We start from the raw sequence: 11,806 nt of genomic DNA on the forward strand, positions 1-11,806 counted from the left end.
TTTCTCCCTACCAAGCAGCAACACTGCCATCTGTCCGTGATTCGGTTCCGCCTGATAACACCCCTGTTTCTGGGTCACGCCATATGATTTGTCCTCGCCCGAATGGTCCTCCATCAAGAGCAACCTGGATCTGATGCCCTTTTCTCGCGAGCGCTTGTGCAATATGGTTCGGAAAGTTGGGTTCCACCAGTACTTTTCGGCCCTCCATCCACTGCCATCTTGGTGCATCAAGGGCTGCTTGTGGATTCAAACGGAAATCGAGCGTGTTCATGATCACCTGCAAATGTCCTTGAGGCTGCATGAAACCTCCCATTACACCGAACGGACCGACCGGCTGATCGCCCTTGGTCAAAAAGCCCGGGATAATCGTATGGTAGGTTTTCTTTCCGCCTTCAAGACGATTATCATGATCTGGATCCATCGAAAAGTTATGACCACGGTTTTGTAAAGCGATTCCTGTCCCTGGTACGACGAGGCCGGATCCGAATCCCATGTAATTACTTTGGATGAATGAGACCATGTTTCCTTCTGAATCAGCCGTCGCAAGATAAACGGTCCCGCCCTTGGGAGGAGTACCAGGTGTCGGGTCGATTGCATTTTCTCCAATCAATTTCCGACGTTCTTCAGCATAGGAATCTGATAAAAGATCTTCAGCTCTTGTCGTCATCGATTTGGATTCCGTTACATACTTGAGGCCGTCCGTGAATGCCAGTTTGATCGCTTCAATTTGTTTATGATACGTGTAAACCTCTTCCTTACTCATATACTCGGAGTCTTTCAGAAGGTTCAATGCCATCAAAGCAATGATCCCCTGGCCGTTCGGAGGAATTTCCCAAACCTTGTGTCCTCGGTACTCAACGCCTATCGGATCCACCCATTCAGGTTGATAGGCTGCTAGATCCTCCTTACTTAAAAACCCATCGTATTTTTTCGAGAAAGCATCGATTTCATCAGCAATTTTTCCACGATAAAATGATTCAGCATTGGTTTCAGCAATTTCTCGTAAAGTTGCCGCATGGCCTTCTGAGCGCCATACTTCCCCAACTTCTGGCGCTTTCCCTTCCGGAGCGAATGTATCAAACCAGTGCTTGAATTCATCATCTGTAAGCACTTTTTTAAAATGATCAGCTGCAGCTTTCCAGAACTTACCCAAAGTAGGAGATATCGGATAACCGTTTGCAGCATACTCGATGGCTGGTTCCAATACTTCCTTAAACGACAATTTCCCAAAACGTTCCGATAAGGCAACCCATGCACTTGGTGCACCTGGAACAGTGACAGGCGTCCAACCATGTTTCGGAATTTCATCGATCCCTTTTTCCTTAAGCGCATCTATAGAAATGGATTGTGGTGATGGGCCGCTTGCATTCAGGCCGTGCAGCTTCCCTTTTGTCCAGACGAGCGCAAATGCATCCCCGCCGATTCCGTTTGAAGTCGGTTCGACAACGGTCAAACAAGCTGCTGTTGCAATCGCAGCATCGACTGCATTGCCCCCCTTTTTCAAAATATCAAGCCCGGCTTGTGCAGCAAGCGGCTGCGAGGTCGCCACCATTCCATTTTTAGCGAACGTCGTCATTCTTTGTGATGAATACGGATTATACAAAGCATCAAAACTCATAAAAATCTCCCCCTTTTATACTTCATGGCAGGCTACAAAATGATTTTCCTCTATTTCCCTCCACACCGGTTTTTCTTCTTTACATTGTCCAGTTGCCAGTGGACATCGTGTATGAAAAGGACATCCTTTAGGTGGATTCGCCGGATTCGGTAAATCTCCTTCTAACTTGACACGTTTACGTTTCCTTCCTGGAATTGGACGTGGAATCGCGGATAATAAAGCTTTCGTATAGGGATGCAGAGGATTCTCATAAATTCGATCTGCCGGTGCGAGCTCTGCTGTATTCCCAAGATACATGACAAGGACGCGGTCGCTGATATGGCGGACTACACCTAAGTCATGTGAAATGAACATATAGGTTAACTGATGTTTCGCCTGAAGGTCCTTTAAAAGTTTAATGACTTGAGCTTGCACCGATACATCAAGTGCAGAAACAGCCTCATCACAAACGATGAAAGAAGGATTCAATGCGATTGCTCTGGCAATCCCTATTCGCTGCCGTTGCCCACCGCTGAATTCATGGGGATAACGTTCATAATGCTCTGGCTTCAATCCAACTTCTTCAAGCAATCTTCTAACCTCTTCTTTCCGTTCTTTCTTAGACATTGACGTATGGATGATAAAGGCTTCTTCAAGAGCATCACCGATTCGCTGTCTAGGATTCAATGAGGCATACGGATCCTGGAAAATCATCTGCATTTGTCTTTTATATTTTTTGAGCTTAGATTCCGGGAGTGCCCCAATCTCTTTGCCTTTAAAGAGGATTGATCCTTCTGTCAGAGGTTCAAGCCTGAGCACAGCACGACCGAATGTTGATTTTCCACACCCGGATTCTCCTACAACTCCTAGTGTTTCTCCTTCATAGACATCAATGGTCACATCTTCAACCGCCTTTACATGACCTTGCACTCTTTGAAGAATACCGCCTTTTATCGGATAATATTTTTTCATGCTGCTGATTTTAAGAAGAGGTTGCTGCTGATTCTGCATCTTGCTCCACCTCCTGTAACCAACATCTCACTGTATGCTGTCCATTGACCGTGAAGGTTTTCGGGGATTGTTCCCGGCATTTTTCGGTTGCGAATTCACAACGGCTGTGGAAACGGCACCCGTTGATTTTTTCGTTCAAATTCGGAAGCGTACCCGGAATCGGTTCTAGCTCATGATCACGGTCATCTACATTTGGGACAGATTTTAACAAGCCTTTTGTATAGGGATGTTGTGGATTCATGAATAAGCTTTCGACATCGGCTTCTTCGATTTTTTCACCAGCGTACATAACCATTACCTTGTCAGCTACTTCTGCAACAACCCCCATATCGTGTGTAACCATGATCACACCCATACCTAGCTCTTCTTTCAAATCATCAATCAGATCAAGTATTTGTGCCTGTATCGTAACATCAAGTGCTGTCGTTGGTTCATCAGCGATCAAAAGGGATGGGCGGCAAGCTAAAGCCATTGCAATCATGATCCGCTGTCGCATCCCTCCGCTTAGTTCATGCGGATACTGGGACATTCTTTTCTCAGGATAAGGAATTCCAACTTGATTCAATAATTCAATCCCTTTACGATGAGCTTCACGTTGGGATAATTTCTTATGGATCATCAACGGTTCCCGGATTTGAAACCCTACAGTGAACACTGGATTTAAAGCGGTCATCGGCTCTTGAAAAATCATCGACATCTTGTTGCCGCGAAGTTTACGCAACTCCTCAGGTGATAGTTCTGTCAATTCCTGACCAGCAAAACGAACAGAACCTTCACTGATCTCTCCATTGTTGGGAAGGAGTCCCATAATGGATAAAGACGTAATACTTTTACCGCAGCCCGACTCCCCTACTATACATACCGTTTCTCCTTTATTGACTGAAAATGAAACCCCGCGAACGGCCGAAAGCTTTCCTTCAGCCGTTTTGAATTTTGTAACGAGGTTTTCAACCTTTAGCAACTGTTCTGGCATGATTAACCCTACTCTCTGTGTACGTTATATAATGACCATTGGCCCGTAGGATCCATCTCCAAGCCTTTAACCGATTTATCGTAAGCTGCAGTAACGATACCATGGTTCATGACGACCCAAGGGATATCCTTTACAACCATTTCATTCGCTTCCATCAGTTTCTGTTTACGTTCCTCTTGATCGACAATATTCCGGGATTCATCTACCAGTTTATCAAACTCAGGATTGGAATATTGCACGCGGTTGGAGGAACCAATGTTATCACTATGAAGGTTAGGATAAAGAAGTTCACTTCCATCCGCAGTGCTGTTGGTCCAACCTAGGAAGGTGATGTCGAATTCACCTTTTTTACTCACATCCAGGAATGTACCCCATTCCAATGTTTCAATTTGCGGTTTTAAACCTGCTTCTTTCAATTGGGCCTGGACGATTTCCGCCATGTTCATATAGACAGGCGTATTGGCAACGAGCATTTTGACTTCTTTTCCATCATATCCATTTTCTTCAAGGAGTTGTTTTGCCTTCTCTGGATCATACTCGTAACCTGATTGTTCGGCTGATTTGTCATAACCGAAAACTTTAGGTCCAATGATGCTGTTGGATTGGACTCCTAACCCTTTTAATTTTTCAACGTAAGCCTCCCGGTTTAATGCATGGGCAACCGCTTGTCTGAAAGGAAGCTCACTTGACGGATCCTTTTGCATGTTGAAACCGAGGTAGGATATTGGTGTCCCTTCTTTTTTCATGATCTCGACATTTTTGAGCGACTCGAGGCGCGGCAGATGCTCGGCCGTCAGACCATCAATAAATTGAACTTCTCCGGTTTGAAGCATTGAAACAGCAGTATTGACTTCAGGAACGACTTTAAACGTAACTTTTTCAAGTTGTGGCGGATCTTGCCAGTACTCTTCATTCGCTTCTAATGAAATATGGTCACCTGATACCCATTCGACAAATTTGAAAGGACCGGTCCCGACAGGTTCCTTGTTTAAATTCCCCTCTTCATCAGCAGTCGGACTCACGATCGAGGCATTCGTATGGGATAATGCTGCAAGCATCGGACCATATGGTTCTTTCGTTTTTATGATTACGGTATATTCATCTTTTACTTCAATCGATTCAATCGGTTCTAACAAGGATGCTCGAGGTGCAGCTGTTTCTGGGTCTCTAAATTTATCAAACGTGTATTTGACTGCTTCTGCATTAAAGTCAGTCCCATCATGGAACTTGACTCCCTCTTTCAGCTTTATCACCCACGTTTTCGGGTCTGGGTTTTCATATGATTCTGCAAGTTTCGGCACGATTTCCATCGTTTCTGGATCGCGGACGAATAAAGTTTCATAGATTTGCTCGATAACACGGGAAGAAACAGAGTCGTTTGTTTCGATTGGTGATAAACCGACCGCTTTCGTAGTAGATGCGTACGTCAGCTCCTGAGGAACGTCTCCTTCACCTGCAGACCCTTTCCCTGAATCACCGCTGCTGCAACCTACTAATGCAGTAGATACTAGTAAAATTAATGTCAATAAGCAAGTGATCAATCGTTTCATTTTCATTTCAATTTACCCTCCAGTTTAGTTTTAAGCTGTCAATTATTGAAATCCATATTAGGGTCAAGCGCATCACGCAATCCATCACCAACAACATTGAAGGCAAATACAACAAGCATGATTGCGATACCAGGCACAATGGTCATATGAGGTGATGTCCACATAAAATCCTGTCCAGCTGCAATCATAGCTCCCCATTCAGGTGTTGGAGGCTGTGCGCCAAGCCCTAAAAAGCTAAGTGCCGACGTTGAAAGAATAGCTGTTGCCATCCTCATCGTTGCAAATACGATGATCGGAGCCATGCAATTCGGCAAAATATGTTTGAGGAGGATCCTAGAATTGCTTGCACCAAGGGATTTCATCGCCACAATGTATTCTTGTTTTTTTACCGATAAAACACTACCTCTTACAATTCGGGCGCATGTCGGGATGGACCATATACTGATTGCAATCATTACGTTCACTAAACTTGTTCCTAGCATTGCAATGATCAACATCGCCAATAGAATTCCTGGAAATGCGAACAGCAGATCGACAAATCTCATGATGATCCCATCAAGTTTTTTATAATAACCAGATATGAGTCCTAAAGCTATTCCTCCGATCAAACCGAGTATGACCGAGGCAAAACCGACAACCAGCGATATCCTTGCTCCAAATACGATTCGGCTCCACATATCCCTACCGTAATTATCAGTACCAAGCCAATGACCTTCTGAAAAAGCCGGCAACTCGCTATCAGTTAGGGATTGGTCGACCGGATCATACACCGTAATCCAATCTGCAAAAATGGCCATCAAAATTTGAATGCAAATGACGATCAAACCGAACATAGCTAAACGATTTTTCAGCAGTCGTTTCGTGATCACTACAACCATTTTCTCTTTCTTTTGATTCCGGTTTTCAAGTTTTGAATTCGCAGCCACTGCTTCACTTGACATTTTGTGACCTCCTTTCCATCAATTAATCGTAGCTTATACGCGGGTCAATAAACGCATATATAATGTCAACAATCAAATTCACAAGGACAAACAAGGTTGCTACAAGCAGTACAGATCCTTGAACCATAGGAAAGTCTCTTGCTGCTATCGCTTCAATCATCAAACGGCCTACTCCATTGATCGCAAAGACTTGTTCAGTGATGATCGTTCCGCCCAAAAGGAAACCAAAATTCAAACCAATAACTGTAATGACCGGAATCATTGCATTTCTTAACGCATGCACCCATACGACTGACTTTTCTTTTACTCCCTTAGCCCTTGCTGTACGGACAAAATCAGCCCGGATCACCTCTAACATGGTTGAACGGCTCATACGGGCGATCATAGCTGCTGACCCTGTCCCCAATGTAATGGCAGGTAGGATAAGCTGTTTCACGCCCTCAATCGTCCAGAACGGTGCACTTAATCCTCCGACCGGAAGCCATTGCAAATTAACAGCAAAAATAAGAATCAACACAGTCCCGAGCCAGAAGTTCGGAATGGATATCCCAGCAAGTGCAACTGTCGTACTTGAAATATCAAGCCATGAGTTCTGCTTCAAAGCGGAAATTATTCCAGCTGTAACACCGATGACAACAGCTATAATCATGCTGGCAATAGCAAGATTCAATGTATTTGGAAACCTTGTTATGATTGCTTCACTCACTGATTGTTTCGATTGATAGGAGAAACCTAAATCTCCTTGTACTACCCCAGCCATATAATTCCCGTATTGAACCAGGACGGGATCATTCAAACCAAGATCATCCCTGATCGCTTCAATATCAGATTCCGTCGCTGTTGGTCCACCGATGATGCTTGCAGGATCTCCTGGAGAAAAATGCATACTCATAAACACGATGAAGGAAATTCCAACCAGCAATAACACTAATTGCAGTATTCGTCTAACGATAAGGCTAATCACGTCAACTTCACCTCCAATAGCTACGTCATGAATTTAAAAATAAAAAATAATTACTATTCCGAATATTCAATATGTGAAATTGTAGTTACCATTCGAAATATAATTATTTATTTTTTATACATTTGTTAATTGATAACTAATATTACATTAACAAATGTATGGTCAATTAAATTATTTATGATTATATAGATACTCGCGACAAAAATCCACATAATATACAAAAAAATTGAAGTATTTTGAAAAATACTTCTTTTTGTAAAATAAAAAAGCCGGGAAAGCGTTTACTCCTCCGGCATGTTTAAATAATCCTATTAAATTTCCGTTTTGTAAGGTCTACCTTTGATAACTATAACTTCAGTCCTGCTCTACTCTTGAATCTTCTTAAAAGTATGTGACTTTCAACCCGTGTAATCCCTTCAAGGGCATACAATTCATTGTTTATAAAGGATTCCAGTGCGATAAAATCATTTACTAACACATGCATATGCAACGTACTTGGTCCTGTCATTTGATAACAGCTTGCAACATTTGGGTTACTTGCTAGTGCTTCCGCCACTTTTACTAAAGCATTTGGTTCACAATCCACTTCAAAAAAGGCGGATACATTCTTTCCTACTTTTTCCGAATTGATCATCACACTGAATTTTTCAATCACGCCATTTTTTAATAATTGGTTTATTCTTTCTCTCACGGAGACTCTAGATAAATTCAGTTCTTTTCCTATATCCACGTAGGACATTCTTCCGTTTTGGGTCAGCAATTCTAAAATTTTCTTATCAATCTGATCAATTTTCATCTCATCACCACACAAATGTAAAGTCTACTATGATGACTATTATATCGATAATGTATTTACTAAACAATTCATCGGATTTACAAAATAATACTATTATCCTATTTTTTTGAACAAATGTATTTTCTTTTTTACAAAATAGAGGTTCAATAAAGTTTTATATAAAAATAATTTAGAAAATTTAATCAACTGATGGACTTGTCGAAATATTTTTTATATACTTATTTGCAACAAAAGGGAATTCAAACGCCGAATTATATTTCTAAATGTACAATTATTGGCGATATTCCTTTCAATTTAATAACTAGGGGGAGTAATTATGAAACAAGTGAAGAAGAGATTGCTTTTAGCATTTATGCTCATCTTTTCGGTCGCCACAGCTTTAGCGGGGTGTTCAGCCTCTGGTGGCTCATCGGAATATCCAGAAAAGAATATCAAGTTGATCGTTCCCTGGTCTGCGGGTGGGGATACTGATGTTATCAACCGAATCGCTATTAAGTATTTAGAAGAAGAATTAGATACTAAAATCACCATTCAAAATATCAATGGAGGCAGCGGATCCATTGGCGCAGAGGAAGCAATGAAGGCGGAGCCAGATGGATATACAATACTAGCTGGACATGATTCAATCGGAATTTCAAAATTGATGGGTAAAACAGACTTTGACTACTCTGCATTCGAGCCCGTCTCCTTGCTAACATCTGCACCACAGTTGATTGCAACTCATGTGGACAACCCTTGGGATAGCATGGAGGATGTCGTTGAACAACTGAAGGAAGATCCAGAATCAATCAGCTTCGGTGCATCCATCGGTTCTACCTCACACATTGTACCCCTCGGAATCCAGGACGAAGCAGATGTCAAATTCAAAATTGTTGGCTATGATGGGACTGCGAAACGTACTCAAGCTTTACTAGGACAGCATCTTGACTTTGGAGCAACTACCATTCCGGCAGCAAAGGAATATATGAAAGCCAACCAACTCAAGATGTTAGGGATTGCTACTGACGAAAGAACCCCTGCTCTCCCTGATGTTCCAACACTGAAAGAGCAAGGCATTGACTTTACAAATGCAACAAATCGAGGATTTTTCGCACCAGAAGGGACGCCGGAAGAGATTGTCAAAACGTTAAGTGATGCAATCCAAAAGGTTGCTGAAAACCCTAAGTTCGTTGAGGAAATGGAAAAAATGGGTGTAGAGGTCAGATATATGGATAACGAAAAATACGCAAAGCATCTACAAGATGACGTCGATTATATGAGTGGTATGTTGAAACGTCAAGGTGTCATCGATTAATACACCAAGATAGGCATAACAACGAAATGGGGGCTGCGTATGACTAAAGAACGTATTGCTGGAGCAGTACTGCTTATTTTCTGTGTAATCTTCTACTATCAATCAACATTCATCGATATAAAGGACCTTACTGAGATCTCAGCAGCATTTTTCCCGCGTCTTCTTTTAGGGCTGATTGCCATATTGACGATTGTAATGCTCATTCAATCTTTTCTGAAAACAGAAAAGAAAACAGAAAAGAAGAAAGACAAAAATAAGAAAGAGGGCATCGTTTGGATCATCTTCGCCCTCTTTGCTCTCTATATCTTAAGTTTGGATTTTCTAGGGTTCATCATTTCTTCTTTTATCTTCATTACAGTTGTTTATCTACTAATTTTGCCTGAGAAGAGACCGGTTAAAAGCCATGTGATCCCATTAGTCAGTTTACTGGTAATCACTGTTACCCTTTCAGTCATCTTTCAAAACGTCTTGAACGTTTATCTGCCAAAGGGAATCTTTTTCTAAGGAGGGTTGTCGATTGGAAAACTTACTATTGGGCATTCAAGCAATTATGCAGTGGGATACCCTGCTATTAATGATAATAGGAGTAATTGCTGGGATTGTTTTCGGTTGTATCCCGGGCTTTACAATTACTATGGCTGTAGCGCTAACCCTGCCATTTAGTTTCGGTTTAGAACCGCTTGCAGGAATTTCCCTAATGATGGGGGTTTGGCTTGGCGGAGCATCCGGCGGGTTAATATCCGCTTGCCTATTGGGTATCCCCGGAACCCCCTCTGCAATGGCTACAACCTTTGATGGTTATCCTATGGTAAAAAACGGGGAACCGGGAAAAGCTCTAGCCATCGGATTATGGTCCTCCTTCATCGGGTCGATTATCGGCGGAGTGATTCTTGTCTTGGCTGCCCCCATGTTATCAACATGGGCGATTAAGTTCGGAGCCTGGGAATTTTTCAGTTTGATGGTCTTTGGTTTGAGCGCTATTGCGAGTTTAGGAGAAGGAAATTTATTAAAAGGATTGATTGCTGGGCTGGTCGGCATGTTTGTCGGGACAATTGGGACCGATCCTATAATGGGGGTTGAGCGCTTCACTTTTGGCTCTGTGGAAATGCTAAGTGGGTTTGCGTTTTTACCTGTCCTGATTGGAATCTTTGCCTTCTCTCAACTCCTGTCTGAAGCCAAAAAAGAAAAAAAGGAAAAGTTGGAATTCAATCAGAATATCAGCTTATCGTATCCAATTAGCAAAACCTTAAAAAATATGTTTTCCTCTTGGGTAAATGTTATCCGATCGTCCTTTGTAGGAACTTTTATCGGGGCATTACCAGGAGCCGGTTCAAGTATCGCCAATATTTTAAGCTATGATATTGCAAAAAAAATGTCAAAAAACCCAGGGAAATTCGGAAAAGGGACTCAAGATGGCATAATTGCGGCTGAATCTGCCAATAACTCTTCAGAAGGAGGAGCCTTGATACCTACCCTTGCCTTAGGGATTCCGGGAAGCGCTGTTACAGTTATGATGATGGGGGCGCTTTTAGTTCATGGGATTCAACCTGGACCATACTTTTTTGTCTCTGAACCAGTGCTAGCCTATGGAATTTTTCTCTCATTCTTTATCTCGGCTATATTCATGCTCATTATTCAATCCTTTGGTATCAAATTTTTCTTGAAGATTAATGATGTCCCGATGCATTATCTCATCCCGGTTGTCATCATTTTATGCGCTTTAGGCAGCTTCGCAATCAACAATCGGGTCTTTGATATTTGGGTATTATTCCTGTTTGGGATTGTTGGTTACTTGATGAAGCTAGGCAACTTCTCACTACCAGCTTTTATACTCGGTGTCATCCTAGGACCCTTGACAGAGGAAAATCTGCGGATCGCGATCACAACAAACAGTGACCTTACCCTTTTCATTACGCGTCCAATTTCGGGAGTTTTATTACTCTTAACTGTTCTCTCGATATTATATGCGATCATAACAGATATCCGGCACAACAAGCGTATACACACTACCGACTCAACAGGTATTCCAAAAATCTAATACTAGAGCTTTCGATAAGTACCTTACATCGGATTTTCCGGCTCCTTAGGTATTCAGAAGGCTTCCCATATCATGATATTTGTAGCAGATCATTTTTATAGAAATGATCTGCTTTTTTGTGGAACCATAAAACAAAAAACCCTCCCTCCCCCGTAACGGAGGGCTGGGAAGGTTGATACACAGTTTTATCTGCTTGTAATATTGATTCGATTGATTGCTCGATTTAATGCTAGTTCAGCACGTTTAAAATCGATGTCTTCTTGTTTCGTACCTTGCAGGCGTTTTTCCGCACGTTCTTTAGCAGCTTTAGCACGTTCGACATCAATGTCGGATGCCATTTCCGCTGCTTGTGCAAGGATAGTCACCTGTTCTGGTCTTACTTCTATAAAGCCACCACTAACAGCCAAGATCTGTGTATTGTTGTCTTTCTTTATGCGCACAGCATTGATGGTCAACGGTGCTACAAGCGGAACGTGGCCTGGCAGGATTCCAAGCTCACCGCTGGTGGCTTTCGCGCTGACCATTTCTGCGCCTGTTTCTTCATACACAGGGCCATCAGGGGTGACGACACTTACCGTGAATGTCTTCATGAAACCCCTCCTCGGGCCTTTGTACAAAAATCCGGTAAAAACAATCTTTCAC

The 11,806-nt window shown here is 42.3% G+C and carries 11 protein-coding genes; 3 read left to right on the forward strand and 8 right to left on the reverse strand.

Translation table 11 applies throughout. The annotated features are described in order from the left end of the window. Positions 1-7: 7 nt before the first annotated feature. The 7 genes from ACJROX_RS28930 to ACJROX_RS28960 form a co-directional block, all read right to left on the reverse strand. A complete protein-coding gene (locus ACJROX_RS28930) occupies positions 8-1,618 on the reverse strand; it encodes a gamma-glutamyltransferase family protein (RefSeq protein ID WP_408008616.1) in 1,611 nt (536 codons plus the stop codon). A gap of 15 nt (positions 1,619-1,633) precedes the next feature. Continuing rightward, positions 1,634-2,608, reverse strand: coding sequence for an ABC transporter ATP-binding protein (locus tag ACJROX_RS28935; protein WP_408008617.1), 975 nt, complete (start codon positions 2,606-2,608; stop codon positions 1,634-1,636). Then, on the reverse strand, positions 2,580-3,581 hold the full coding sequence (locus ACJROX_RS28940; RefSeq protein ID WP_408008618.1) for an ABC transporter ATP-binding protein: 1,002 nt from the start codon (positions 3,579-3,581) through the stop codon (positions 2,580-2,582). Before ACJROX_RS28940 ends, ACJROX_RS28935 begins: the two co-directional genes overlap by 29 nt. A gap of 8 nt (positions 3,582-3,589) precedes the next feature. Beyond that, positions 3,590-5,137, reverse strand: coding sequence for a glutathione ABC transporter substrate-binding protein (locus ACJROX_RS28945; protein ID WP_408008619.1), 1,548 nt, complete (start codon positions 5,135-5,137; stop codon positions 3,590-3,592). Between the two features lie 32 nt (positions 5,138-5,169). Beyond that, entirely contained in the window at positions 5,170-6,072 is a 903-nt protein-coding gene (locus ACJROX_RS28950) for an ABC transporter permease (RefSeq protein ID WP_408008620.1), read from the reverse strand. A 22-nt stretch (positions 6,073-6,094) separates the two neighbouring features. Beyond that, positions 6,095-7,036, reverse strand: coding sequence for a nickel ABC transporter permease (gene nikB / locus ACJROX_RS28955; protein WP_408008621.1), 942 nt, complete (start codon positions 7,034-7,036; stop codon positions 6,095-6,097). A 346-nt stretch (positions 7,037-7,382) separates the two neighbouring features. Continuing rightward, positions 7,383-7,832, reverse strand: coding sequence for an Lrp/AsnC family transcriptional regulator (locus ACJROX_RS28960; RefSeq protein ID WP_221567293.1), 450 nt, complete (start codon positions 7,830-7,832; stop codon positions 7,383-7,385). 316 nt (positions 7,833-8,148) lie between these two features. On the opposite strand from ACJROX_RS28960, the gene ACJROX_RS28965 reads away from it, so the two are divergent. From ACJROX_RS28965 to ACJROX_RS28975, 3 genes are read left to right on the forward strand one after another with little or no spacing between them, the layout of a single operon-like run. Next, a complete protein-coding gene (locus tag ACJROX_RS28965) occupies positions 8,149-9,126 on the forward strand; it encodes a tripartite tricarboxylate transporter substrate binding protein (RefSeq protein WP_408008622.1) in 978 nt (325 codons plus the stop codon). Positions 9,127-9,165: 39 nt separating this feature from the next. Next, positions 9,166-9,630 carry a tripartite tricarboxylate transporter TctB family protein gene (locus tag ACJROX_RS28970; RefSeq protein WP_408008623.1) on the forward strand — a complete coding sequence of 155 codons (465 nt, stop codon included), beginning with the start codon at positions 9,166-9,168 and terminating at the stop codon, positions 9,628-9,630. Positions 9,631-9,643: 13 nt separating this feature from the next. Continuing rightward, complete coding sequence (locus ACJROX_RS28975) at positions 9,644-11,164, forward strand: tripartite tricarboxylate transporter permease (RefSeq protein ID WP_408008624.1); 1,521 nt, start codon at positions 9,644-9,646, stop codon at positions 11,162-11,164. A gap of 185 nt (positions 11,165-11,349) precedes the next feature. Here the strand turns inward: ACJROX_RS28975 and ACJROX_RS28980 are convergent, their stop codons facing one another. Next, positions 11,350-11,754 carry a F0F1 ATP synthase subunit epsilon gene (locus ACJROX_RS28980; protein WP_408008625.1) on the reverse strand — a complete coding sequence of 135 codons (405 nt, stop codon included), beginning with the start codon at positions 11,752-11,754 and terminating at the stop codon, positions 11,350-11,352. Positions 11,755-11,806 lie beyond the last annotated feature (52 nt).

Source organism: Pseudalkalibacillus sp. A8 (assembly GCF_045920555.1).
Taxonomy (GTDB): domain Bacteria; phylum Bacillota; class Bacilli; order Bacillales; family Fictibacillaceae; genus Pseudalkalibacillus.

What these genes read in the sequence shown, in the direction of transcription:
- ACJROX_RS28965 (WP_408008622.1), top strand. Translation starts at nt 8,149, where the DNA reads ATGAAACAAGTGAAGAAGAGATTGCTTTTAGCATTTATGCTCATCTTT.
- ACJROX_RS28970 (WP_408008623.1), top strand. Translation starts at nt 9,166, where the DNA reads ATGACTAAAGAACGTATTGCTGGAGCAGTACTGCTTATTTTCTGTGTA.
- ACJROX_RS28980 (WP_408008625.1), bottom strand. Translation starts at nt 11,754, where the DNA reads ATGAAGACATTCACGGTAAGTGTCGTCACCCCTGATGGCCCTGTGTAT.
- ACJROX_RS28935 (WP_408008617.1), bottom strand. Translation starts at nt 2,608, where the DNA reads ATGCAGAATCAGCAGCAACCTCTTCTTAAAATCAGCAGCATGAAAAAA.
- ACJROX_RS28945 (WP_408008619.1), bottom strand. Translation starts at nt 5,137, where the DNA reads ATGAAAATGAAACGATTGATCACTTGCTTATTGACATTAATTTTACTA.
- ACJROX_RS28930 (WP_408008616.1), bottom strand. Translation starts at nt 1,618, where the DNA reads ATGAGTTTTGATGCTTTGTATAATCCGTATTCATCACAAAGAATGACG.
- ACJROX_RS28960 (WP_221567293.1), bottom strand. Translation starts at nt 7,832, where the DNA reads ATGAAAATTGATCAGATTGATAAGAAAATTTTAGAATTGCTGACCCAA.
- ACJROX_RS28940 (WP_408008618.1), bottom strand. Translation starts at nt 3,581, where the DNA reads ATGCCAGAACAGTTGCTAAAGGTTGAAAACCTCGTTACAAAATTCAAA.
- ACJROX_RS28950 (WP_408008620.1), bottom strand. Translation starts at nt 6,072, where the DNA reads ATGTCAAGTGAAGCAGTGGCTGCGAATTCAAAACTTGAAAACCGGAAT.